The 25,197-nt window shown below is 70.2% G+C and carries 20 protein-coding genes; 5 read left to right on the top strand and 15 right to left on the bottom strand.

Annotated features, from left to right (window positions below):
- Positions 1–433 precede the first annotated feature (433 nt).
- On the top strand, positions 434–1,462 hold the full coding sequence (locus tag HKK72_RS15760) for a DUF695 domain-containing protein (RefSeq protein WP_187235116.1): 1,029 nt from the start codon (positions 434–436) through the stop codon (positions 1,460–1,462).
- On the opposite strand, the gene HKK72_RS15755 is transcribed toward HKK72_RS15760, so the two are convergent.
- Entirely contained in the window at positions 1,459–2,289 is an 831-nt protein-coding gene (locus tag HKK72_RS15755; RefSeq protein ID WP_222720766.1) for a DUF1206 domain-containing protein, read from the bottom strand. The two genes, HKK72_RS15760 and HKK72_RS15755, sit on opposite strands and share 4 nt — an antisense overlap.
- Before the next feature lie 100 nt (positions 2,290–2,389).
- Positions 2,390–3,544 (bottom strand): cysteine desulfurase family protein, encoded by a 1,155-nt coding sequence (locus tag HKK72_RS15750; RefSeq protein ID WP_222720765.1) that lies wholly within the window; start codon positions 3,542–3,544, stop codon positions 2,390–2,392.
- A 127-nt stretch (positions 3,545–3,671) separates the two neighbouring features.
- On the opposite strand from HKK72_RS15750, the gene HKK72_RS15745 reads away from it, so the two are divergent.
- On the top strand, positions 3,672–4,199 hold the full coding sequence (locus HKK72_RS15745) for a TetR/AcrR family transcriptional regulator (protein WP_187235115.1): 528 nt from the start codon (positions 3,672–3,674) through the stop codon (positions 4,197–4,199).
- Positions 4,200–4,331: 132 nt separating this feature from the next.
- On the top strand, positions 4,332–5,531 hold the full coding sequence (locus HKK72_RS15740; RefSeq protein WP_187235114.1) for an MFS transporter: 1,200 nt from the start codon (positions 4,332–4,334) through the stop codon (positions 5,529–5,531).
- A gap of 134 nt (positions 5,532–5,665) precedes the next feature.
- Here HKK72_RS15740 and HKK72_RS42160 read toward each other — a convergent pair whose 3' ends face one another.
- From HKK72_RS42160 to HKK72_RS15680, 12 genes are all read right to left on the bottom strand, one after another.
- The gene (locus HKK72_RS42160; protein WP_187235113.1) at positions 5,666–7,831 is read right to left on the bottom strand and encodes a transglutaminase-like domain-containing protein; all 2,166 of its coding nucleotides are present in this window, start codon (positions 7,829–7,831) and stop codon (positions 5,666–5,668) included.
- On the bottom strand, positions 7,828–9,039 hold the full coding sequence (locus tag HKK72_RS15730) for a DUF58 domain-containing protein (protein ID WP_187235112.1): 1,212 nt from the start codon (positions 9,037–9,039) through the stop codon (positions 7,828–7,830). Before HKK72_RS15730 ends, HKK72_RS42160 begins: the two co-directional genes overlap by 4 nt.
- Positions 9,036–10,067, bottom strand: a complete 1,032-nt coding sequence (locus HKK72_RS15725) for an AAA family ATPase (RefSeq protein WP_187235111.1) — start codon at positions 10,065–10,067, stop codon at positions 9,036–9,038. Before HKK72_RS15725 ends, HKK72_RS15730 begins: the two co-directional genes overlap by 4 nt.
- Before the next feature lie 154 nt (positions 10,068–10,221).
- Positions 10,222–11,172: an electron transfer flavoprotein subunit alpha/FixB family protein gene (locus HKK72_RS15720; protein WP_187235110.1), complete on the bottom strand. Its 951-nt coding sequence runs from the start codon at positions 11,170–11,172 to the stop codon at positions 10,222–10,224.
- A gap of 13 nt (positions 11,173–11,185) precedes the next feature.
- Complete coding sequence (locus tag HKK72_RS15715; protein WP_187235109.1) at positions 11,186–11,965, bottom strand: electron transfer flavoprotein subunit beta/FixA family protein; 780 nt, start codon at positions 11,963–11,965, stop codon at positions 11,186–11,188.
- 366 nt (positions 11,966–12,331) lie between these two features.
- The gene (locus tag HKK72_RS15710; RefSeq protein ID WP_187235108.1) at positions 12,332–13,636 is read right to left on the bottom strand and encodes a serine/threonine-protein kinase; all 1,305 of its coding nucleotides are present in this window, start codon (positions 13,634–13,636) and stop codon (positions 12,332–12,334) included.
- 71 nt (positions 13,637–13,707) lie between these two features.
- A complete protein-coding gene (locus tag HKK72_RS15705) occupies positions 13,708–15,444 on the bottom strand; it encodes a serine/threonine-protein kinase (RefSeq protein ID WP_187235107.1) in 1,737 nt (578 codons plus the stop codon).
- An 82-nt stretch (positions 15,445–15,526) separates the two neighbouring features.
- Positions 15,527–17,305 carry a serine/threonine-protein kinase gene (locus tag HKK72_RS39855; protein ID WP_222720764.1) on the bottom strand — a complete coding sequence of 593 codons (1,779 nt, stop codon included), beginning with the start codon at positions 17,303–17,305 and terminating at the stop codon, positions 15,527–15,529.
- A 54-nt stretch (positions 17,306–17,359) separates the two neighbouring features.
- Positions 17,360–18,175: a serine/threonine-protein kinase gene (locus tag HKK72_RS15695; RefSeq protein ID WP_187235106.1), complete on the bottom strand. Its 816-nt coding sequence runs from the start codon at positions 18,173–18,175 to the stop codon at positions 17,360–17,362.
- Positions 18,176–18,260: 85 nt separating this feature from the next.
- Positions 18,261–19,214 (bottom strand): acyl-ACP desaturase, encoded by a 954-nt coding sequence (locus tag HKK72_RS15690; RefSeq protein ID WP_187235105.1) that lies wholly within the window; start codon positions 19,212–19,214, stop codon positions 18,261–18,263.
- A gap of 145 nt (positions 19,215–19,359) precedes the next feature.
- A complete protein-coding gene (locus HKK72_RS15685; protein ID WP_187235104.1) occupies positions 19,360–20,631 on the bottom strand; it encodes an FxsB family cyclophane-forming radical SAM/SPASM peptide maturase in 1,272 nt (423 codons plus the stop codon).
- A 29-nt stretch (positions 20,632–20,660) separates the two neighbouring features.
- Complete coding sequence (locus HKK72_RS15680; protein ID WP_187235103.1) at positions 20,661–20,852, bottom strand: hypothetical protein; 192 nt, start codon at positions 20,850–20,852, stop codon at positions 20,661–20,663.
- A 139-nt stretch (positions 20,853–20,991) separates the two neighbouring features.
- Here HKK72_RS15680 and HKK72_RS15675 point away from each other — a divergent pair, with 139 nt between their 5' ends.
- The gene (locus HKK72_RS15675) at positions 20,992–23,076 is read left to right on the top strand and encodes an ATP-binding protein (RefSeq protein WP_187235102.1); all 2,085 of its coding nucleotides are present in this window, start codon (positions 20,992–20,994) and stop codon (positions 23,074–23,076) included.
- Positions 23,077–23,416: 340 nt separating this feature from the next.
- On the opposite strand, the gene HKK72_RS15670 is transcribed toward HKK72_RS15675, so the two are convergent.
- Positions 23,417–24,196, bottom strand: coding sequence for an enoyl-CoA hydratase/isomerase family protein (locus tag HKK72_RS15670; protein WP_187235101.1), 780 nt, complete (start codon positions 24,194–24,196; stop codon positions 23,417–23,419).
- Between the two features lie 263 nt (positions 24,197–24,459).
- Here HKK72_RS15670 and HKK72_RS15665 point away from each other — a divergent pair, with 263 nt between their 5' ends.
- Positions 24,460–25,104: an HNH endonuclease family protein gene (locus tag HKK72_RS15665; protein ID WP_222720762.1), complete on the top strand. Its 645-nt coding sequence runs from the start codon at positions 24,460–24,462 to the stop codon at positions 25,102–25,104.
- Positions 25,105–25,197: the final 93 nt, after the last annotated feature.

Genomic DNA, 25,197 nt, shown 5'->3' with positions numbered 1-25,197 from the left:
GCCCGGGCCGCCGCCACAGCGGAGTCGACGCCGCCCGACATGGCGGCAAGAACGCGCAGAGTCATAACGCCTACGAGCGTACGCGCCCCCGCGACCTGAGGTCACACCAGTTCTTCCCGACGCCCGCCATGCGCCCCCACAGATCCTTCCGCTCCAAGTCCCCGCCTGATCGCAAGACTGATGGCCTCGACGCGTACAGGCCAAGCGCACTGCGAGGGGCGCCGCGCTGTCTGGACTGAGGAGCGAGCGAGTGCGACGAAGGAGCGCTCGGGAGCGACGAGGGAAGACAGCGCGTCAAAGCGCCCCGAGCCGCGCGAGCGGAGCGAGCGCCATCAACACAGCCCCGAGCCGCGCGAGCGGAGCGAGCGCCATCAACACAGCCGTTCAACACGGCCGAAGCCGCGGCCATGAACACAGTACGATTGGGCGCGATATGGGAATCTTCCGCCGCCCACGCGACTCGTCCTCCCCATCGGCCCCGGCCATCGCCGAGTTCTGGGCCTGGTGGGCGCAGACCAAGCCGTCCATCGAGGCCACGCTGACCGACGGTCTGCCGACCGACATCCTCGAGGAGATCTCCCGGCGGATCCGCCGGATCCATCCACAGCTTCAGTGGGAGATCGGCCACGGCGGCGGCAAGCCGGTGCTGACCGTCACCGGCAGCGGGATGGCGGAGCTGCGCGGGCTCGCCGAGCGCTGGCGGCTCGCCGCACCGAAGGGCGGCGGCTGGGACTATCACGCGGCTCGTCAGGCCGATCCGGAGATGCTCAACCAGAAGCTGACGCTTGGCGATCACGAGTTCGACCTCGAGTACGTGCGGCTCGGGATGCGTGCCGACGAGGCCCGGGCCCGGGTGCACATCACCGCCTACCACCCGGATTTCCTGTTCGTGCCCGAGGAGAACCGGCTGCAGGTGGCCGTGCACATCCTCGACTGGGCTCTGGGCGAGGACGATGTCGCGCGCTGGATCGGCGACGTGAAGGTCGCCACCGAGGAGCCGATGGACTCATTGACGCCCTCGATGTTGTCCGCGGTGGTGCAGCAGATCGCAGAGCCGTTCCTGGAGCCGAACTGGCTGACGGGCGAGGGCCGGACCCCGCGCGGCCATCCCGCCCGCCTGGACGTCCGCTTCCCGCTGCACCGGCCGGACCATCCGCTGTGCGACCTGCACGTGGCCGTGTCGTTGCCGTACGCCCACACCAATCCCGACCGGCTTCCGGTCGGGCCGTCCGCGTCGGCGCTGCGGGAGTTCGAGAAGCATCTCGCCGCCCTCGGCGACCGTGCCGTGCTGGCGGTGCGGGAGACGGGCGACGGCCTGAGGGTCCTGCATCTGTACGCCGACCCGGAGTCCGGAGTCGTGGCCGAGCTCGATCAGCTCGCCGCGGGCTGGTCGGAGGGCCGTGCCAAGGTGGCCTCCACCCCGGACCCCGGGTGGCGGGCGCTCGCGCCATACCAGCCTTAGCCGGGCTCCACGCGGCGCCAGCGGGCCTCGCAGAAGGAGTAGACCGCGTAGACCAGGAGCCCGATCGCGACCGCGACCAGCAGCCACGGGCCCGCCGGGGTCTTGGTGAACTCGCGCAGTGTGCCGTCGAGCCCCTTGGCCTTGTCCGGGTCGTACTGAATGGCGGCGTTGGCGAGGAAGATACCGACGCTGCCGAAGACCACTCCGCGGGCGCTGCGGCCCACGATGCCGATCTTCTCCACCATGCCGCGCTGCCTCGGGGTCATCTCCGCACGGTTCAGTTTCTTCAGGAACTTGCGGCGGATCGCGTTGACGATGCAGCCGATGCCGTAGCCCATGAAGCCGATGCCGACGGCCAGCACGAGCCAGCGCCCGCCCGGCTCTTCCATCGCCTTGGCCGTGAACGTCTTCGATTGCTCGTCACTGGAATTGGTGCCCTGACCCATCACGAACGAGACGATGCTGACGACGACGCTGGTATAGAAGACCCCGCGTCCGAACGAAGCCGCCCGTTTGGTCGCCTTGCGGCCGTCGGGCACGGGCTGGCCGAACGCCGCCTCGGCGTAGCGCCACACCGCCAGCCCGAAGAAGCCCACCACCATCGCCCAGAGGATGACCGTGCCACCGGGCGTCTCGGACACCGCACTCAGTGCGCCCTCCCGGTCGGCCTTCTTGTCCGTACCGCCGAAGGCCACCTGGATGGCCAGCGAACCGAGCAATATGTACATGAAACCGCGCGCCGTGAGACCGGCGCGCGCGAGGAACTGCATTCCGTTTCCGGACGACATTCGTCGCCCTGCGGCCTTAGCTTCCTGACCGACGGTCATTGGACCTCCTTGTGCCAAACACGCTTTGCCCGACGGCACTTGGATCAAACCGAGCCGTCGAATGCGACGTACTCGAATCCCGCGGGCCGCGGGAGGCGCGTCAGGTCAGACCGGCGCGCCGCGCGCGCTCGACCACAGGTCCGATGGCGTCGATGAGCGCGTCGACGTCCTCGGCGGTCGAGTTGTGGCCGAGCGTGAGCCGCAGGGAGCCGCGGGCTCGTGCGGCGTCGGCGCCCATCGCCAGCAGCACGTGGCTGGGCTGGGAGACCCCGGCCGAGCACGCCGAACCGGTGGAGCACTCGATCCCGCGCGCGTCGAGGAGCATGAGAAGCGCGTCGCCCTCGCACCCCGGGAAGGAAAAGTGCGCGTTGCCCGGCAGCCGCAGTGTGGGGTGACCGTTGAGCACGACGTCCGGCACTGCGGCGCGCACACCGTCGACGAGCGCGTCGCGCAGCACGCCGAGCCGCGCCGCGTTGTGAGCGCGATTGGCCGCGCTGACCTGCACGGCGGCCGCGAAACCGGCGATGGCCGGGGTGTCGAGCGTGCCTGAGCGCACGTCGCGCTCCTGACCGCCGCCGTGCAGCACCGGGGTCGGGTCGACGCCCTTGGCGAGCAGCAGGGCGCCTACGCCGAGCGGCCCGCCGAGCTTGTGCCCGCTGATGGTGAGCGCGTCGCCGCCGGCGGCGAAGTCGACTTTGAGCTGGCCGGCGGCCTGCACCGCGTCGGAGTGGAACGGGACGCCGTGCTCACGGGCGACGGCCGCCAGCTCCTCGATCGGCTGCAGCGTGCCGACCTCGTTGTTCGCCCACATGACGGTGACGACGGCCACGTCCTCGCCCATCATGGCGCGTAGCGTGTCCGGATTCACCCGGCCGTACTCGTCGACCGGGATCAGCTCGACCCGAGCGCCCTCGTGGTCGGCCAGCCACCGTGCCGCGTCGAGCACCGCGTGGTGTTCGATCGCGCTGGCCAGCACCCGGGTCCTGCGCGGGTCGGCCGCGCGACGCGCCCAGAACAACCCCTTGACGGCCAGGTTGTCGGCCTCGGTTCCGCCTCCGGTGAAGATGACTTCACTGGGGCGGGCGTTGAACGCCTCAGCGATGATCTCCCGCGACTCCTCGACGACGCGCCTGGCGCGTCTGCCGACGGAGTGCAGAGACGACGGGTTGCCCACTTGGCCGAGCTCCGCCGTCATCGCGGCGATGGACTCCGCGACCATCGGAGTGGTGGCGGCGTGGTCGAGATAGGTCACCATGGCGGCTTCAGCCTAGCCGTGGAGAGCCGGTCTTCCAGTGCCGGTCCCCCTCTGATGCCGCCTCCACACGGCGCAGCGCGGTGACACGTTTGTCGCTGTACCGTCCAGACGGTACAGTTTGATGGTCATGAAACGTGAAGCCATCCTCGACGCCGCGGAACTCGTGCTCTGTCAGCACGGCACGCAGGCTCTCACGCTGTCCGCCGTCGCGGATCGCGCCGGTGTGAGCAAGGGTGGTCTTCTCTACCACTTCCCCACCAAGGAAGCCCTGATCAAAGGGCTGGTCGGCCGTGTGATCGAGGAGTTCGACGCACTCGTCGCCTCCTACGACGACGGCCGCCCCGGATCCTACAGCCGGGCCTATGTCGAGGCGACGTTCGCGACCCTCACCGGCAGCGAAGGAGCCCGGACCCGCCGACGATGGGCGGGCATCACCGCGGCGGCCGCCGATCGGGAGCTCATCGCGCCGCTACGTGAGGCGATGATCCGCTGGCATCGGCGCGATCCCGGCGAGGATCCCGACCCGGTCACCGCGGTGGTCGTACGCCTCGCGGCCGAAGGCCTGTGGGAAGTGGTCGGACACGACACCCGGATCTTCGATACGGAAGATTACGCGGCCCTGCGCGAGCGACTGCTGAGTCTGCTCCGGTCCTGACGCGCCGTCCCGCACCCTCCTCGCAACTCCCCCGCATCTCCCCGTTCCGATCCCGGTCGGCGGCCGCCGTCGAGCCGCGAGACCAGTCCGCCGGCGTCACGCGCACGCCGTCTCCCCGAAGGAGTCACTGAAATGCTGTTCCGTGCCCGCCTGGGCACTTTCCTGGCCTTCGCTCTCGGCGGCCTGCTGTGCGGCGTCTGGGTGGCGCGCATGCCCGCGCTGTCGGCCAAGTTCGACATCGGCGCGCGCGACATCGGCATCGTGCTGCTCATCTGGGGTGTCGCCGCGATCATCGCGATGCAGGGCTTGCGCGGGGTCATCGCGCGCACCGGCAGCCGCGCGGTCCTGCGCATCGCCGCGCCGCTGGCCGCGGTCACCGCCGCTTTGGTGGCCGTCGCACCGACCTACGGGCTGCTGCTCGTCGCCATCGCGCTGTTCGGCATGGCGTTCGGTGTCATGGACGTCTCCATGAACGCCCAGGCGAGCGTGGTCGAACGAGCCCACGGGCGGCCTCTGATGAGCGGCATGCACGCCGGCTGGTGCGTCGGCGCGCTGAGCGGCGGCCTGTTCGGGTCGCTCACCGCGCTCCTGCACCTGTCCTTCACCCGTGCCGTTCTCGCCGCTGCCGTCCTCGCGCTGACGGCAGCGCTGCTCATAGGCCGCATGTACCTCGCCGACCCGCCGGCCGTCATGGCACGTGACGGGGAACGACGGGCCAGGCTGCCGATGGTGGTCTACCTCATCGGCACACTGACCTTCCTGGCCTTCATGGCCGAGGGCGCGATAGCCGACTGGAGCGGCCTGCTGCTGCACGACGAGCTGCGCGCGTCCGAGGCCGTCGCGGCACTCGGCTACCCACTGTTCGAACTCGCCATGCTGAGCGGACGGCTGGTCGGCGACCGGCTGCGCGTCCTGCTCGGTACGCGGCTGCTGCTCACCCTCGGCGGTCTCCTCACCGCGGCCGCGATGAGCGTCGTGCTGCTGGCCCCGTCGACCCCGGTCGCCCTCATCGGCTTCTTCCTCACGGGCACGGCGGTCTGCACGGTGGTGCCGACGATGGTGTCGCTGTCCGGCACGGTCGCGCCCGGCCGATCCGCGGCCGCGATCGCCCAGGTCGGCACCATGGGATACGGCGGTCTGCTGCTCGGACCGATGGTGATCGGCCTCCTCGCGGACCGAACGTCGCTCCGGATGGGCCTCACGATCGTGGTGGCGCTCGCGCTGATGATCGCCGTCGGCGCCCGGTTCCTGCCGGTCACCGAGCGGACCGACTTCGCCGCGTCCGATCCAGGGCCCGCCACGGATTCGGTGCCGGAGCTCGTCGCCGCCTGAACACCACCGCGGCGCACCACCTGCGCGCAGAATCCGACGCACGACCTGAGCGCAGGACCTGGACGCACCGCGCCGGCACGTCACCGGGCGCACCGGCCCCGGCACACCGCCCGAGCACGTCACCCGGACGTGCGTCAGGTACGCGGCCGCCTCGCCCGCAAGCGCGCACGCACCCGCGTGGGCGAGGCCGCGCGGAGGCGGGTACGCAGCGGCCCGGGCGCAACCGAGTGGAACGGCCGGCGGACGGGCGTGAGCAGGATCAACACCGCACGCGCGGTGCCGAGGTCGGCGACCAGTGCACGGGCCATCCGGATCCATGGATGACCCCGGGCCCGCTCGGAATCGGGCGCGAACCTCGCGTGTTCGGCCTCGGTCGCGAGTGCGGCGCTGCGCGGGCCGATCCGGGCCAGCCTGCCGCGCAGCTCGCTCAGCGTGGTGGACGGTTCCACCTGTGCGCCGGTCTGCCGCGCCAACCGCTCGAGCAGCTCACCGAGCTCTGTCCGCGGGTCGCGCCGCCGGCGTCGTACGACCGCGACGACGCCCAGGGTGAGAACGAGCGGTATCGCGGCACCGGCCCAGGCGGTCGCGGCCGTCGCGTCCCGGCCGGCCTCCGCGGGAGGGGTGAGAGGGTCGAGCTCTTCTGGAATCTCGGCGTCCGCCGCCGACGGAGTGGGGTTGAAGGGTACCCATCCGTAGTTCTGGAAGTAGACCTCTATCCAGGCGTGGGCGTCGGCGTCACGCACGCTGTAGTGACCGTCGCCCGCCCGTAGCCCGGTGGCGAAGCCGACCGCCACCCGGGTGGGGACCCCGGCCATGCGCAGCAGGAGGGCCGCCGCCCCGGCGAAGTGCTGGCAGTAGCCGGCCCGGTCGTACAGCAGGAAGTCCATGAGCGGGTACCGGCCGGCCCTTGGCACGTCCGTGGTGTAGCGGAAGCGGTCGCCTTCGGTGAGGTAGCGCTGCACCCGCTCGACCACCTCGAACTGATTGCGCGTGCCCGCGGTGAGCCGCTGCGACAGCTCGAGCACGGCCTGGAACGCCGAGCCGTCGATCTGCTCCATCTGGCTGGCCACGTACCGCCGCGACTCCCTGGGCGAACGGTAGGGCGGCGCGCCGAACCAGTCGACCCGGCCCTGCGTTCCGTATCTCGACCACAGCCTTGTGTAGTCCTCTATCCGCGGATCGCTCGGAGGCGGAGCCGCGCGCAACTGATCCGCGGTGGCGCGCACCACATTCGCGCGAACGCTGTAGGAATCGCCGCGCTTGGGCACGGGCGTGAGCCGCCTGGAGGCACCGTGGCCCTCACTGCTCTTCCCCTCGGCGGTGACGGAGCGGATCGCCCCCGGGGACACGACCATGTCGCTCCTCAGCCCTTCGACCTTGACGTCGATGTCGACCGGCTGCGCGGCCGGCTCGGGCAGTTCCACGCCGGACCGGGAGCTCACCTCCCAACCGCGGTAGCTGTAGCGTTCGAGCACTTGCATCCGCCACAGCGCGGGCTCGGGCGCGGTGACCTGCAGCATGGTGGCGCCGCTGCGACGGCCCCGCAGCGGGCCGTACGTCTGTGTCGTGTCCAGCCGGGTGAACTGCGCCTCACGCTTGAAGACGTCGTCCAGCGCCAGCCACGGTTCCTTCGGGCCGAGGGCGTGCGCGGTCAACGCCGACACCAGGGCGGCGCCGGTGCCCAGGGCCAGCACCGGTACGGCCGAGGCGTGGCGCGGCGCGAACCACAGGCAGGCCGCGAAGAGGATCACGGCGCCCTGCCAGGCCGCGTCGTCGGACTGACGCACCGCCACGGCCAACGCCCAGGGGGCGACCAGCAGCGCGAAGGCGATCGTGCGCAACGAACCCGGGGCGGTCCTCGCCGCCCCCATCGCACCGGCTGCCAGCCAGACCGCCCCGGTGAGCAGCAACCAGACGGCCACCGGCCACGGATCGCCCTCCACCCGGCCCGGGCCCAGGGTCGCGAGCATCGACGCCCCGTCGGACAGATCGCGCAGCAGCTGCATCCACTGGTCCGGCCACCAACGCTCTCCTGGCACACCGGCGATGACCACCGCGGTGGGAAGCCACCCGGCAAGCAGCGCCGCGTTGAGGCGCGGCGCGGGACGCAGCACGGTGAGCGCGGCGGCGGCGATGGCGACCGGCACCACCCGCAGGACCGCTCCGCCCAGCAACGCCGACCACGCACCGGCCGCCGCAGCCACCGCGGCGAGCACCGCCAACGCCCCTTTGACGCCCGGCGCCCGCCGGGTCGCGGAATGGCCGGGCTGCGCCGGCACCGTCCTGGAGAGCGCCGTCACGACGCCTTCCCCCGTTGAACCGACCGCTCCCGTACGGACCGCTCGCCGATGACCCGATCCGCTACGACCCGGTCCGCTCTGGCCCGGTCCGCATTGGCCCGGTCCGCATTGGCCTGGTCCGCCTTGGCCCGGCCCCTGGCGGCCCGGTCGGCTGCGGGCACCTCACCTCGGGGATCGTCGCGCACGGGCGGCCGACCTGCGCGCGAGTCCTGGCCGGCGCCATCGTTTCCGTACCCGGTCTCTGCGGGCGGTACGGCCTCGGCGGGCATGGGCACGACGCCGGGCGGCAGCGGAGACGGCGGCGGGACGACCAGTCCGGCCGGGAACCGCACGACCGAGGTCGGCCCGGCGTCGAACAGCCGCGGCGCGGACCCCACGGGCGCGGTGTCGAGGGTGGCGAGGCGGCGGTGTACGGCGTGACAGGTCCCCGCGTCGGTCACCTCGGTCACGGCCTTGTCGCCGGGCAGCATGACCTTGCAGCCGCCGGACCCGGCGAGCCGGAGGACACACCCGGCGGCGGCACGGGCGACCCAGTCCAGCTCGGCGGGGTCCTCCGTTCCGGCCGTCTCGACGATCACCAGCGGCAGCCCGGCGGGTGGACTGGCGAACCGGCGCTCGTGCAGGTCGCCACCGCGCGCCAGTGACGCCCAGTGGATCCGGCCCACCGGGCTGCCAGGCACGTACGGCCGCAGGCCGTCCGGGTCGAGGTCCTCGGCGGGAGCGCCCGGCGGGACCGGGATGCGCGCGCCGGCGTCGGGCGTGGGCAGCACGAGAACGGGCTCCGGCTCCCCCGCGAGCACCGTCCGGCGGAAGATTCCGAAGATGTCGACCAGCCGGACCGGAGTGGGCTCCAGCCGGTACGCGCCGCGGCGTCCGACGGTGAGCGGCATGGTGCCGTCGATCTCCTCGACCGGCACCCAGACCTCGTCGCCGGGCTCATCGCCGGCGAGGACCTCGAGCCGCACCGGCAGCCCGCCGACACCGTGGACGCCGAAGCTCAGCAGGAGGGGTTCGTTCTCACGTACCTCCCGCTCGGCCAGTGAACGCGTCACGGTCACGCGGCGGGCGGCCGCCGTCACCGTCGCGGCGGCCGACGCCACGACCACGACGAGACCGACCGCCAGCGCGAAAAGTGTCAGGGAAACGACGGTGGCGGCGCAGACGGCCAGCCCGACCGCCGCCGCGAGCCACACCGCCGCCCGGTTCATCGTGCGCGTACCTTCGCCACGGCGTCCATGACGACCTCCTCCTGGGCATGGGCGGGGGCGGCGGAGGCCGGTTGAATCCGGTGTACCAGCACGGTCGGCGCCACCTTCTGCACGTCGTCGGGCACCGCGAAGGCACGCCCGTCGAGCGCCGCGTGCGCCCGCGCGGCCGCCAGGAGCAACAGACCGGACCGGGGGCTGGCCCCCACCTCGGCGAGCGGATGCTCGCGGGTGGCGGTGAGCAGGGCGACGACGTATCTCAGCAGCGCGTCGGACGCGTGCACCTCGGCGGTCGCCTGCTGGGCGGCCAGCAGCTCCGCCGGGTTGGACACCGGGGTGGTCACGGGGTCGGGCCCCTTGCGCAGCAGGGCCAGTTCCTGATCCTCCGTGGGATAACCGAGCGAGACCCTGGCGAGGAAGCGGTCGAGCTGAGCGGGCGGCAACGAGTAGGTCCCGTCATAGCCGGCACTGGGATTCTGTGTGGCGATCACCATGAACGGGGCCGGGATCGGCCGGCTCTCCCCGTCGACCGTGACCTGGCGCTCCTCCATCGCCTCGAGCAGACCGGACTGGGTCTTCGGGGTGGCCCGGTTCAGCTCGTCGACGAGCACGACGTTCGCGAAGATCGGGCCGGGGCGGAACTCGAACGCCGCGGTGTCCGCACGCCAGACGCTGGCGCCGACGATGTCCGCGGGAAGCAGGTCGACGGTCGCCTGTACCCGTGCGAACCTCCCGTCGAGACTGCGCGCGAGACTGCGCGCGAGTTGGGTCTTGCCGACACCGGGATGGTCCTCCACCAGCAGGTGCCCGCCCGCGAGGACGGCGGCCAGAACGGTGTCCAGCACATCGCCTGGCATCCGCACCGCGGTGCGGATGTTCGCGCGCACGCGGTCGCCGAGTTCGGCGATGTGCTCGATCCTGAGAGCGAGTGGGTGGGGGTCGTCGGTCGTCGCTGGAAGGCGGGGAGCGGGGGTCAGATGCCCGGCGGAAACCGGGCGCGTCCTGCCGTTGTGATCGGGGATCGCGTCCATGTGTCCCTAGGGGTGATGCGAGAACCGGTCGCCACTGACAACGCTGGTGAAGCTCCAAACGGTTCCAGTACTGGACGACCGGTATGCCCGGGTTGTCTTCCTTGAAACAGCGGAGCCCCGGCGATGGAGGACATCGCCGGGGCTCCGCAGCGGTTCACTTGCGCTTGTTGACCTCTTCGGTCAGCTGTGGAGCGACCTGGAAGAGGTCGCCCACGACGCCGTAGTCGACGAGCTCGAAGATGGGAGCCTCGGCGTCCTTGTTGATCGCGATGATGGTCTTCGAGGTCTGCATACCGGCCCGATGCTGGATCGCGCCGGAGATGCCCACCGCGATGTAGAGCTGTGGCGACACGGTCTTGCCGGTCTGGCCCACCTGGAACTGGTGCGGATACCAGCCCGCGTCGGTCGCGGCGCGGGACGCGCCGACGGCCGCGCCGAGCGAGTCGGCCAGACCTTCAATGATCTTGAAGTTCTCCGCGCCGCCGACACCGCGTCCGCCGGACACGACGATGGCGGCCTCGGTGAGGTCGGGCCGTTCGCCCTTCTCCTGGATGACCTTCTCCACGATCTTGGCCGACTTGGCGGCGTCGGTCAGTGCGATCGACACCTGCTCCTCCGCCGGCGAGGACGGCGCCGCCTCGACCGCGACGGCGTTCGGCCGCACGGCGATGATCGGCGTTCCCGACTTGACCTTCGCCTGGGCGACGATCGCGCCACCGAAGATCGAGTGCTCCCCGACGAAGCCCTCCGCAACATCGACGACGTCGGTGAGCACCCCAGAGTCGATCTTGATGGCCAGCCGGCCGGCGACCTCCTTGCCCTCGGCCGTCGCGGAGACCAGCACCGCGGCCGGGGACTTCTCCTGCACCAGCTGAGCCAGCACCTCGGCCTTCGGCGCGACGACGTAGGAGGTCAGCTCCTCGTCGGCGGCGACATAGACCTTCGCGGCGCCGTACTCGGCCAGCTTCTCCTTGGCTCCTTCGTAGCCCGGGCCGATCCAGACGGCCGCGGCGTCACCGAAACGGCGGGCGAGCGTCAGCAGCTCGAAGGTGACCTTCTTCACCTCGCCGTCGAGGTGGTCGACGAGGACGAGAATCTCTGTCATTTCCAGTCCTCTCTCAGACGAACTTCTTCGACGCGAGGAATTCGGCGATCTTCGCGCCGCCGTCACCCTCGTCCTTGACGATCTGACCCTGTTCCCGTGGCGGCGCCTCGGCGAACTCGATGACCTCGGTGGCGGCGTTGGCCAGCCCGACCTTCGACGCGTCGATGTCGGCGTCGGCCACCGAAAGCACCTCGACCGGCTTCTTCTTGGCCGCCATGATCCCCTTGAAGGAGGGGTAGCGAGGCTCGTTGATCTTCTCGACGACGCTCACCACGGCGGGCAGGCTGCCCTCGACCCGGTCGAAGCCGTAGTCGGTCTGCCGCTGGATGGTGATGGCGGAGCCGTCGATCTCGACCTTGTTCGCCTGCGAGAGCTGCGGCACGCCGAGACGCTCGGCGAGCATCGCGGCGAGGACGCCGGTGCGCGCGTCGGTGGACTCCGACCCGAGGATGACCACGTCGAACCCGGTCTTGGCGAGCACCTGCTGGATCGCGTACGAGGTCTGCAGCGCGTCAGAGCCGGTCAGGGCGTCGTCGACGAGGTGCACGGCCTTGTCCACGCCCATCGCGAGGGCCTTGCGGATCGAGTCGAGCGCCTTGTCGGGGCCCATGGTGAGAACGGTCACCTCGCCGCCGTGGGCCTCCTTGATGCTCAGCGCCTCTTCGATGGCGTATTCATCGAGCTCGTTGATGACACCGTCGGCGGCACCACGATCGAGCGTCTTGTCGTCGGACTTCAACTTGCGCGGGCTCTCCGTGTCGGGAACCTGCTTAACGCAGACGACGATGTTCATGGCCGGTGGCCGACCTCCCTGCACTCAGTCAGCCGCACGCGTGTGCGCGCGGCCAGAGGGGCGCCGCCCTGACGGGTCGGCGCGGGGCTATACGTTCGCGCCTCACAGCCTGCCAAAGACCCGAACGTGCTTCGGCTTCGGGCTCCGATTGGCTGCACCAACGATGTTACCGGCGAGTAGACACCATGCAAACCCGGAGGCCCGTGCAACCTGGGAGGCCAGCGCAAACCCGGATCAACTGGTGAGTGGCGAAACACGGCATTGCTACGACCTGAGGCTCGTCCGTAACATCACGTGAGTGATATCACGCCCTGCGGATATCTTGCCCCGTGCGCCCGCTTCTGCGGACATGCCCCGGCCGGTGCCTCACAGTGGCCATCGCAGCGGTGCCCCGACCGCGGCCGCCGCCGCGGCGACCGTGGCCAGCGTGAGCAGCGGAGTGCCGAGCCGGACGAGCCAGATCTCGGCGGCGCCGCCCACGGCCGCATACCAGGACCGCACGCACACCGCGCCGGCCGCGAGCACGCCCACGGGCAGGCTCACGGCCATTTCGACCGGCGCCGACAGCGCCCGGGCGATCCCGAAGACCAGGCCGTAGCAGGCCGCGAGCGCCAAGACCAGGACGGCCATGCGGACGGCCACCCGAAAAGGCACCGCACCGGCGGCTCGGACCCGCCGTCGCAGCGGCCCACGGGCCGACCGCCGGTGTGCCCTTCGCCACTCGTTACGGAGTTGCGCCGTGCCCGCGCAGAACAACAGCGCCCCTCCGGCGAGCACCGGCGCCAGATAACAGAGCGCAGGGACGGCCAGGAGCAGCGGCCGCCACCCGCGTGGACGCCGCCACCGGTGCGGGCGCGGCGGATCCGCCGGCGCGGCCGCTGGAGCAGCCGGTGCGGCGAGTCCCTTCAGCAGTTCGTCCGGCACCGGCCGCGCGCCGGGATCGAGCGCGAGAGCGGCCCGCACCGTCGGCAGGAGCACCCGCGGCACTCCGGAAAGGTCGAACCGACCGCGAAGCACCCGGGAGTAGATTGCCTGCGCCGGGCCGCTGCCGTACGGGGACCGGCCGGTCGCGGCGAACACCACGGTCGCCGCCCACGAGAAGACGTCGGCCTTCGGCCCCGCCCGTTCCCCGTCCAGGACCTCGGGCGCCAGATAGCCCGGAGTGCCGATCGCCGTGCCGGTCCGGGTGAGCCGAGTCGCGTCGAGCACGTGCGCCAACCCGAAGTCGATCACGACGGGCTCATCGCCGACGACGATCACGTTCGCCGGCTTCAGGTCACGGTGCACGACACCGGCCGCGTGGACGGCGGCGAGCGCGCGCGCCAGCCCCCGCGCCAGTCTGAGCAGTGCCGCCCCGCGCAGCGGTCCCCGCGTCCGAACGACCTCCGCGAGCGATCGTCCCTCCACGTACCGGGTGACGATGTACGGCCGTCGTCCGGTGAAGTCCGCGCCGACGACCTCGGCGACATGGGGGCTGCGCACCCGGCGCATCGTGGCGACCTCACGCTCGAGGCGCCGCCGCGACACCTCGTCGCGGGCCACCGCCGGATGGAGGACCTTGACCGCCACGGTCCGGCCATGCGGGTCGAGTGCCAGGCTGACCTCGCCCATGCCGCCGACGCCGATCTCCTCGAGCAGGCGGTAGGGGCCGACGCGCTCGCGTACGGGCATGACGCACCACCTTCACCGAAGGCCCGATCGTAGAGGCTGTGACCCGCAATGCCGGGAAAGCGCGCCGGTGATCAGTCGAGTGCCTGCTGGAGCCGGTCCAGCGAACTCGACAGCGAGTTCTGCAGCGCGTACATCGGCGCGAAGCTCGGCGTCAGCGAGACGGCCCCGACCACCGCGGCGACGGCGAGCGTGCCCAGCACGACGCCCACCAGGGCGATCCGGTGGGGTTCGGGAGCGACCGCACCGAAGATCCGCGTGAGATGCCGCCGGGGTGCGCGCACCCCCGGGCCCGCCCAAAGCACATAGACCGAACCACCCATGCCCCAGGCGCACGCGGCGAGCACGTCGGGTTCGATGCCGACGGCGACCAGCGCGACGAGAGCGAGGGTGATCGTCACCGCGAACATCGCCGCGTACGGAATGGTCAGCGCCGTCATCAGCACGCCGTGGACCAGGACGCCCGGAGCCGACAGCGGCGCGGACAGCAGACGCAGTGCACCTGCGCCCGGCCTGCGGCGTTCCGCGGCGGCGTCGCCCGCGTGCAGGACGAACACACCGGCCAGGGCCAGCACCGCGCCGGCTATTGGCATGACGATCGCGACGCTGACCACCGTCGCCACCACCAGGTAGGAGAACAGCCGTGCCCAGGCCGGGGCGACCGCGAGGTCGGCGTCGGTCGCTTCGGGCCGTTCCACGGCGGCGGAACCGGCGGGCGATCCCGGGCCGGCGACCTGCGCCGGCGACCTGGACGGCTCCGGCCCGGCCGCGGTCGCGGCGCCGTGTCCGGCGGGCACGACGGGACGTGAGACGCGGCCCAGTGGCTCGGGCGAGGCGGGCTCGTCCGGCTCCACCGCGAGGGCGGCGACCGCCTGGGCGAGCGCGTCGGCGGTGGGGCGCCGGGCCGGATCAGGGTCGAGTGCGGATCTGAGCATCGGGCGGAGCGGCTCGGGCACCTCGGCGAGATCCGCACGGTCTGCGCCGGCCTCGCCGATCGTGTCCGCCCGGGTGGCGTCATCGGCACTGTCGGCGTCGGCGTCACTGGGGCCGTCGTCACTGGCGCCGTCGTCGGCACCGGCGCCGGAATCGAGTGCGGGCGCCGGTGCGGCGAGCCCGTGCCGCGTGCCGCCGGTCGCCGCGAAGACCACCGTGACCGCCCACGCGCGCACGTCCTCAGCGGGCGAGGCGGGCCCGCGGTCGAGGGTCCCCGCTGCCGGAGCCGCCCCGGCCGCCGCAGTCTCACCGGGCGTGCCGGCCCATGCCTCCCGGGTCGAGTCAACCGTCTGCGCAACGCCGAAATCGATCACCACGGGTTCACCGTCGACGAGCTTCACATTGCTCGGCCTGAGGTCGCGGTGCACCGTGCCGACCCGGTGGATCGCGACCAGCGCCTTGGCCAGACCCAGCGCCAGTAGCCGGAGCCCCGCGGGCCGCAGCGGGCCGTGGGCGGCGACGACCTCGTCCAGCGGTCGTCCTGGCACGAAGCGCGTGACCACATAGGGGTGATCGGCCGTCACGTCGGCGTTGAGGACGTCCGCCACGTGTGGGCTGCGTACGCGGCGCATCAGGTCGACCTCGCGCGCCAGCCTGAGCAGCGCCGCCGGGTCCTGTGCGATCTCGGCCCTCAGCACCTTGATGGCGACGTCGCGGCCGGCCGGATCCGTGCCGCGGTACACGGCGCCCAGGCTGCCCGTGCCCACAGGCGACACCTGCCGGTAAGGACCGATGTCGGCCGGAGGCCCGTTCTGGCCGGCGTGGGGATACGGGGCGGCGCCTCCGCCCCGGCCGTCCTGCGTCACGTCCCCGGTCATGGCACTCGTCACTCTATCGAGTTGATCACCGATCTCGGCTGAGGCCGATGACGACTCGCTCACCGCGCCGGGCCGCGTGCGGCTAACCCGGGAGCAGATCCCTGATGTCGGTCCGGAGCTTGCTGAGATCGCCGGACAACTCGTGCAGCGGCTGAGTGTCCGGGGTCTGCCCGCTGGACAGCCCGAAGACCAGCAGCGCGAAGAGCCCGAGGCAGGCCGTCACGACCATCGCGATCTCGCGGCGGGGCAGAACGGCTCCCCAGATGCGCGCGAGCTGGCGGCGCGGGGCCCGGCTGCCCGGCCCGAGGCAGTGCAGGCCGATGACGGCGAGGGAGCTGTAGGCGACCGCCTGGGCGACGGGCATCGCCGGCTGCGTCGCCATGAGCACCCCGAGCAGTACGCCGCCGGCCAAGAGGCCGAGGGGCGTGAGCAGCAGTGTGGACAGCAGCGCGCCCGGAATCCCGAGCGGTGCCTTCAGCACCGCGCCGACCACGTCACCGGGGGTCGGCCCGGTGCGGGTCCGCTTGGCGGTGAGGCTCTGACCGGCGCGGTCGCCCACCCGCAACACGAACACGGTGATCACGACGACGATCAGCGTCAGCACCGGCAACTGCAGGGCGAACCCTGCGGCCACGGCGAGGAGCATCAGACTGACGATGCGATACCAGCCGTACGGCTTGGGCGGTTTGGGCGCGTCCGGCTGCCGCCGGGGATCCGGCTGGCGCTGCGGGTCCACGCGTCGCGGGTCGTACGGCTCCGGCTGCACGGGCGGGGCCTGCCGCGCGCGCTGCCGGTCACCCTGCCGCCGCCTGGTCTGCGGTTGGGCGTACGGAGCGCCATAGGGCGAAGGCGCGTACGGACCGGGAGCGGGTGGAGGCGCCGGCGGGGGCGCGGCGGGCGGCAGCAGCCCGATGAAGTCCTTGGGCTGCGCCGGCACCGGCTCCGGCCGGGACGGCGCGGCGCGCGCGGGTCCCGGCATCGCCATGGGAGCGGAGGCCTGCGGCGTATAGGTCGGGAACGGCCGGTCGACGCGGGTCTGATCGGTGAGGGTCGCGTCCAGATCGATGCGCCTGCTGAGCTCGGCGAGCTTGGGCGCGGTGGGCCGTTCGGCCGGATGGCGCGCCATCGCGCTCCGGATCAGCGGCAGCAACGGGTCGGGCACGCCGTCCAGGTCCGGCGTACCTTGCATGATCTTGTAAAAGATCGATTCGAAGGTTCCAGAGCCGAACGGAGGCCGGCCCGTGGTCGCGAACACCAGGGTTCCGGCCCAGGAGTGCACGTCCGCCGGGGCGCCGGCGTCCTCGCCCTCGATGATCTCCGGGGCGAGATACCCGGGCGTGCCGATGACCATTCCGGTGGCGGTGAGCCGGGTCGAGTCGACCACCTGGGCGATGCCGAAGTCGATCAGGATCGGCTCGCCGTCGAGGAACATCACGTTGCCCGGCTTGAGATCGCGGTGGATGACGCCGGCCGCGTGGATGGCGGTGAGCGCCGTCGCCAGGCCGGCCGCGAGCCTCTGCACCTGACGACCGCTGAGCGGGCCAGAGTCCTCGAGCACGATCTGCTCCAGGGTGCGGCCGGGCACGTACTGCGTGACGATGTAGGGCCGCTCCGCCGTGACGTCGGCATCGATGATCTCGGCGACGTGCGGGCTGTGCACACGGCGCATCGTGTCCACTTCGCGCGCCAGCCTGCGCAGCGCCGTGGCGTCGCCCGCGACGGCGGGCCGGAGCACCTTCACCGCCACCTTGCGCCCCTGGGGGTCGACCCCCAGATGCACGACGCCCATCCCGCCCTCGCCCAGAACGTCGAGCAGGCGGTACTGGCCGACCTGTTCCCCGGACGTAGCAACCCCCTTCATCGCACCCGAAACCCTACCCGCAGTATCGACGCCAAGTCGGACCTATGCGGCATCTCACCCCGTCCGGGCGAGCATGGGCTCGAGGCTCCACTGTGCCAGCTCGCCGGCGAACCACGCCGCCGAAGGGCGGGCATCGGGATCACGCCGCAGGGCGAGACGCAGCAACGAGGCGAGAGGCTCGGCGACCCCGTCGAGGTCCACCGCACCGCGCAGGATGCGGAAACAGACCCCGTGCAGCGAGCCCGTACCGAACGGGGGGCGGCCGGTCGCGGCGAAGGCGATCGTCGCCGCCCAGGAGAACACGTCGGCGGCGGCGGTGACCGCCTCGCCCTCGACCAACTCCGGCGCGAGGTATGCGGGCGTGCCGATGAGGATCCCGGGACGGGTCTCCTGCCCCGCGCGGGCCTCGTAGGCGATCCCGAAGTCGATGATGACCGGCGATCCGCCGAGGATCATCACGTTGCCGGGGGTGAGATCCCGGTGCACGACGCCGGCCGCGTGGATCGCCGCGACGCCCTCCGCCGCCTCACGCGCGAACCGCGTGAGCGGCACCCCGCCTAGCGGCCCGTAGGCCTTGACGGACTCGCGCAGGGTGGTCCCCGGGACGTACTGGGTCACCGTGTAAGGCCGGTCCCCCTCAACGTCGCCGTCCAGGAGCCTGGCGACGTAGCGGCTGGTGACCTTGCCCTGGGCCAGGATCTCCCTGGCCAGTCTCCGCTTGGCATCCGGCTCGCCCGCCAGTTCCTCACGGAGCTCCTTCACCGCGACCTCACGGCCGTGGGAGTCCACCGCCAGGTGCACCACCGCGGTGCCGCCGACACCGATCCGCTCCAGCAACCGATACTCGCCCAGTCGCTCGACCGCCGCCATGACCCCTTCCCCGTCTTGTACCGCCCGTTGTTCTCTTCCTCTTCGACGGGACCGGCGGGGCCTTGGTTCCTGCTGAGACGGATCGTTACCTTCCTTCGCGGGCCGCCTGCCTGGCCCGGCGCTCGGCGCGACGCTCGACGAAGCGGGTCGCCGCCGTGTCGAGTCCCGCGAGGTACTCCGACAGCTCCTCCCGCGCCTTCTCGCCGTCGCCGCTCAGGCCCTCCATGTCGAAGACCTTCCACTGGCGCAGAACGGGTGAGAGCACGTCGTCGAGGTGCAGCTTCAGGTCGTAGATGCCGGCGTTGGCGATGACGACCGACTTGCGCAGAAAACCCTCGATGGTGTGCCCGGGCATCTGGAAGTTCTTCACGACGTCGGTGACGGCGCGCATGGTGTCGTCGGGCGCGAGCTCGAAGGCCTTGGCCAGCACGTTGCGGTAGAAGAGCATGTGCAGGTTCTCGTCCGCCGCCACCCGGGTCAGCAGCCGCTCGCATGCGGGGTCGCCCGAGGCCTTGCCGGTGTTGCGGTGCGACACTCGGGTCGCCAGCTCCTGAAACGACACGTAGGCGAGACCGTGGAGCATCTTGTCCCCGTGGTCGGCCTGGTAGCCGCCCTCCATGTGCACCATCCGGGCCCGCTCCAGCGCCACCGGGTCGACGGCGCGAGTGACCGTGAGGTAGTCGCGGATGACGATGCCGTGGCGGTTCTCCTCGGCGGTCCAGCGGTTGACCCAGGTGCCCCACGCGCCGTCGCGGCCGAAGATGGTGGCGATCTCGTGGTGGTAGCCGGGCAGGTTGTCCTCGGTGAGGAGGTTGACCACCAGCGCGTCCCGCGCCTCGGGGGTCACCTTGGAGTCCTCGGGAGCCCACGCCTCGCCCTCGAAGTGGCCGTCGAAGTTACGGCCCTCGCTCCAGGGCACGTATTCGTGCGGGAACCACTCCTTGGCCGTGGCGAGGTGACGATCGAGCTCGGTGGCGACGACGGGCTCCAGCTCCAGCAACAGCTCGGTCGTCGTCTTCGGGCGGGACGTGAACGCCATTGCCAACCTCTCAGTGGTACGCATAACGGATCTGTCACGAGCTAACTTACGGGTGCGTAGGTAACGCGGCCACACGGGAACCGACAAAGATGAGCGCGCCCCCTTTGTGCCCCAGGCACCCGCCGGCACCCGGCGTACCCCGGGCTCAGGCGCCGCCGAGGGTCCTCGCGGCGCCGTTCCCGCTCGTCCCGCGTCCGTCGGCGAGTCCCTCGCCACCTGCGGACGGCCCGCTCTGCCGCACCTGCGCGAGCGTCAGCCCGCGGGCGGTGAGCTGGTCGGTGGTCCGCCGTTCGATGTGGGAGATCAGGGCATAGAGATCGGCACAGAACACCGAGGGATTGACGAAGCCGGACCCCTCCAGGTAGCGATGCGAGTAGAGTCCGCCGCCGCAGGTCTCGACGAGAGCGCACTCGCGGCAGGTCTCGTGCAGCCCCGACAACCCGACCTGCCGGGCGACGATGCCCGGCGTGCCGAGCAGGTCGTCGAGCGATTCGGTGAACACGCTCATCCCGGTCGCGGCGGCTCCTTCATACGCCGCCTTCATCGAGTCGACCTGCTCATAGCCGCCGTCGGTCTCGACCACCACCAGGCACACCGGCGCCAGGCCGAAGGACTCGTAACTGTCGACGCCGCCCAGGAGCAGATTCAGAATGTCCTCGAAGATCCGCACCGAGGCCGGCCGGTCTGCCGCGTCGAACCACTCGTCGAAAATCGGGATCAGCCAGTCGGCGTACGGTGTGCGACCGTCACCGGGCCGCAGGCCGGGCGGCGGGCTCGACCAGGTGCCGTGCGGAAGCAGGAAGTCGAGCGCCGGCGTTCCGAGATCGAGCAGGCTGTGCCACACCCGTAGCGGGTCGGCCGCCAGTTGCACCGTGCACAGCACACCGCCGAAGCTCTCGCGGTTCTCCGGCCGCGTCATCCGCCTGATGGCGTCCTCGACCAGGTCGTAACTAGACCGGCCGTCCCTGAACCTGCGATGCAGGTCGTTGGCCTCCCGGTCACCGTCGAGGCTGATCCCGACGATGACACTCTCGTCGACGAGGAAGGCCGCCATCTCGTCGTCGAGCAGCACGCCGTTGGTCTGCATCGAGAAGTCGAGCGCGACGCCGGGCGCGTTCGCCCGCATCACGGACAGGAAGGTCTCGAGGTAGGCCCGGCCGCCCAGGAGCGGTTCTCCGCCATGGATGGTGATCTTCACCCGATCCAGCTCATGGCGTGCCGCGTGCTCGGCGATCCGGCGGGCGGCGGCGCGGACGGTGTCCGGTGCCATGTGCTTCGGTTGCCGCCGCCAACTCTGGTCGGCCAGGTGGTAGACGTAGCAGTAGTCACAGTCCAGGTTGCACCGCGACTGCACCTTGAACACGAACTGGCGAAACGGCTGTGGCGCCCAGCCTGGCAGCGGCTCGGAATCCGCCATGTGCTGTTCCCGAGTCGCTCTGGACGCGTTCAGGAACGGACCGTCCCCGACGACCACGAGGTGCACTCGTAGCGCACCGTGGGCTTCGCCTCGGGGTGGGTGGTCCGGTACGCCTGCTCTTGGTCGACGCGGCGAAGCGCCTGGTCCAAGGCATCGCCCTCGTCAACGGGCATAGCGGCGTCGTCGGGCAGGTTTGCACGCGCCTGTTCAGTTCGGCCCATTACAGCTCCCTACCGAAGAGAGTACCGAGCGAGATTTTACGCTTTCGGGTACTAATTTGATAGGTCACCTGCCGACCGCCTGCCGCGGGCGCTCGGCCCGTTGGAGCCGCTGGCGAGAATCCGACCTCACGGAGCCACGATGTCGCACAACGAGTTCATCGGCGGTTCGGCCGGCACCGTCATCCAGGTTCGGGATATCCACGGAAATCTGGTCCTGCCCGAACGGGCGCTCCCGGTGCCCCGGCAACTTCCGGCCGGGGTAACCAGGTTTACCGACCGAACGGTTCAAATCGGGCAACTCGATGCACTTCTCACCACAGCGACCTCGAATTCTCGCTTGGTTCTCATCTCAGGTGCCGCGGGCGTCGGGAAGACCGCGCTGTCGATTCAATGGGCGCACAGGGTTCGGGACCGCTATCCCGAAGGCCAGCTCTACGTCAACCTTTACGGCTATCACCACCGGCCTCCAATGGAGACCGAGCAAGTTCTCGACGGCTTCTTGAGAGCCTTGGACGTGGAGCCCGAGAAGATACCTTCCGGGTTGGAAGCGATGATGGGCATGTACCGGACGATTTTGAGCGACAAGCGCGTGCTCGTGGTCCTCGACAACGCGGGGAGCGCGGAGCAGGTCCGTCCCTTGCTACCGCCGTCAGAAGGCAGTCTCGCCGTGGTGACCAGCCGCAGCATGCTCGGCGGACTCGTGGTCCATGACGGTGCGGCGCGAGTGGCGCTGTCGCCACTCGCCGCGGAAGACGCGGTGACGTTGTTCCGCAGTGTCATCGGCCCGGAGATGGAGACCGACCCGCAGGCTGCGACGGCCTTGGTGAATCAGGCCGGTTGCCTACCCCTGACCGTCCTCATCACCGCCGAACAGGCGGCGACGCGCCGCTATCTTGATCTCGCCGAACTGGTCCAAGAACTTAGGGTGGAGGGCAACCGTCTCGACGCGTTCACCACCACAGACCAAGACACGGAGGTCCGCAACGTGTTCTCCTGGTCGTACCGGAAACTGACGGCCGAGGTGGCTCGAACATTCCGGCTCATCGGGTTGCACGCCGGACCCGAGATCACCGTCGAGGCGACAGCCGCGATGTGCGGCATGCCCATTCCGGCGGCACGTCGAGCGCTGGTCACGCTGGCCAATGTGAACATGCTGGAAGAAGTCGCTCGTGATCGCTACCGGTTCCATGACCTGATCCGCGAGTACGCCATCGAGCGCGCCAATGCCGAGGAGCCGGAGGATGAGCGACGAGCAGCCGTCCACCGGGAGCTGACCTGGTATCTCTTCACCGCCGACGCGGTGGACCGGTTGCTGGCGCCTCAGCGCCGCCACGTGCCTCTCGACGAGCCCGGCCCTGAGATCAATCCGCTGACCTTCGTCAGTTACGAAGCCGCGTTGAACTGGTGCGAAGCGGAGCGGCCCAATCTGCTCGCGGCCATTGAGCAGGCCGCGAATACAGGCGCGAGCGACATCGCCTGGAAGCTACCTGTCGCCCTCATCATGTTCTTCCACCTCAGGAAGCATCGCATGAACAGGTTGTCGACGACGCTCACCGCCCTCGACGCCGCGCGTCGCGTCGCGGACAGGTATGGAGAGGCGTGGAGTCTCATATGCGTCGGGGGCGCCTATGCCGACCTGCGACGGTTCGACGAGGCCGCCGACCATTACGAGCAGGCACAGGCGATCTGTCGCGAGATCGGCGACCGCCAGGGCGAGGGGATGTCGTTGGTCAATGTCAGCTACGCCTTGCAGAACAGCGGACGCGACGCGGAGGCGATCGAATACGCCGAACGTGCGTTGCCCGTCTGGCGAGAGATCAACGACCGGCGCAACGAGGTCATCACCTTGAACGTTCTCGCGGACGCGTCGATCGGCCTGAATCGGATGACCGAGGCACTCTCCTACTACGAGCAGGCGCTCCCCGTGGCGCATGATGTCGACCCCGAGAATGAGGGCGTGAGCCTGCATGGGCTCGGCAAGATTTACCAACGACTCGGGAACGTCGCCGAGGCCACCGATTTCTACGAGCGTGCGCTTGGTCTCCGGCGCGAAATCGGCGATCGTGAGGGTCAGGCCCTGACTCTGCGCGCACTGGGCGATGTCCTGCTGGACACCGGTGATATCGAGGCGGGCCGTGAGGCATTGCGTGAAGCTTTGGCGATCTTTGAGAGTCTCGAGGATCCCGCCGCCGAAGAGGTACGCCGTGACCTCACCGAGTTGTGAACGCTCCCGAACGCCGGCTCGGCCGGTTCATGACGGCCATGGCTGAGAACATGCTCACCGGCTGCACTGGCGACGCCTCAGTCAGTGGACTGAGCGCGGTCCCCGATGAAACTGCCATGAACATACTGCGCCGACTGACCGTCATCGCCACTCTGCCTGCGAATTAGCGCAAGTTCCAGAGCGTTCATCTTCACGGTGGACGGCTTCTCCTGGCTGGCCTTCGATCCGATCGGCTTCACAAAGTCTCCGAACGTAATTACCTGGTCACCGATATGTGGACCACTTAATCCACCATCGAAGGATGGCACAGACTTAAGGGACATACCAGCACAAGCGCGCGTCAGTGGCCGATGAAGCCGGCCTTGCCGGGGCCCTGCTCTAGGAAGCTCGTCATGCCGGTCTTCTGGTCCTCGGTGGCGAACAGCGCGGAGAACTGCAACCTCTCGATCTCCAGGCCCGTGTCGAGGTCGACGTCGAGTCCCGAGTCGATGGCCTGCTTCGCCGCGCTCAGCGCCATCGCTGGGCCGTTCTTGTAGCGCTCCGCCAGCTTCAGCGCCTCGGCGTACACGTCGGCGTCGGGCACGACCCTGTCGACCAGGCCCATGGCGAGCGCCTCGTCGGCCTTGACATGGCGACCGGAGAAGACGAGGTCCTTCGCCCGGGCCGGGCCGACCAGGCGCGCGAGCCGCTGGGTGCCGCCCGCGCCCGGGATGATGCCGAGCTGGATCTCCGGCTGGCCCAGGCGGGCGCCCTCGCCCACGACGCGGAAGTCGGCGGCCAGCGCGACCTCGAGACCACCGCCGAGCGCGTAACCCGTGATGGCGGCGATGACGGGCTTGGGGATCGCGGCCAGCGCCTTCGTGAAGCCCTGCAGCCGCCGTGAGTGGGCCGACATGACGGCGTACGACATCTCCGCCATCTCCTTGATGTCGGCACCCGCCGCGAAGACCTTCTCGCCGCCGTAGATGACGGCCGCGCGGATGTCGTCGTCGGCGCTCACCTGCAGGGCCGCCTCCGCGATCTCGCCCTGCATCTGAGCGTTGATCGCGTTCATCTTCGGCCGGTCCAGCCGGATGGTGGCGACGCCGTTCTCGACGTCGACACGTACGAACTCGCCCACGCGACCTCCTTGATCAACCACCAGTGCCCACGCGAGCCTACGCGTGATCACCAATGTCGCTCGCACCGGCCACGTTCGTGCCGGTCAGGGGGCCTGTTCGGTAATTCCACCACCCATACAGCCGAAGCGCCGTAGCTCATATCGGCAAGTCATGACATTCCGGGATTGACCGTGATTTGTCACTGTCCCTTCTTGTTCCACTCACCCCGCTGTGGGCCGAGATCGCGAGTCTCCGGCTCGGAGTGGATCACAAGGAGGACTGCATGAGCCGTACAAAACCTGCGACAGGACTGGGACTTTTCGGGACGGTGCTGATGGCGCTGGCCCTGGTGGTGAGCGTGGCCGGGCCCGCCGCGGCGGCCCCGCCGACCCCGCCCAGCGCGGCCACCTCACGCACGCACCTGACGGCGCTCACCCAGAGCCCGGAGGGTTCCTCGTCCGGCTACAGCCGCGACCTGTTCCCGCACTGGACGACCATCTCGGGCACGTGCAACACGCGAGAGACCGTGCTCAAACGGGACGGCACAGGCGTGGTCGTCGGCTCCGACTGCTACCCGACCTCCGGCTCCTGGTACAGCCCCTACGACGGCGCCACCTGGACCAACCCGTCCGACGTCGACATCGACCACATGGTGCCGCTGGCCCAGGCGTGGCGCTCGGGTGCCAACTCCTGGTCGACCAGCCGCCGCCAGCAGTTCGCCAACGACCTCTCGTCGGCGCAGCTTTGGGCGGTCACCGACAACGTCAACCAGTCCAAGGGCGACAAGGACCCGGCCCAGTGGAAGCCGTCGCGCACGGCGATCTGGTGCCTGTACGCGCGCTCGTGGATCGACGTGAAGTACCGGTACGGCCTCACCGCGGACAGCGCGGAGAAGTCCGCACTGTCCACGATGCTCAACTACTGCTGACCCTCGGCCACCGCGAACGCGGACGACCGCAGGACCACCTCACCGGAGTCGTGATCTTGCAGTCGTCCGCGTCCGAGCGTCCACCTCAGGCGG

The sequence above is a fragment of the Actinomadura sp. HBU206391 genome (assembly GCF_014323665.1).
GTDB lineage: Bacteria > Actinomycetota > Actinomycetes > Streptosporangiales > Streptosporangiaceae > Actinomadura_C.
Note: the sequence above shows the minus strand (reverse complement) of the source record. Positions and strands in the feature narration are given on the sequence as shown.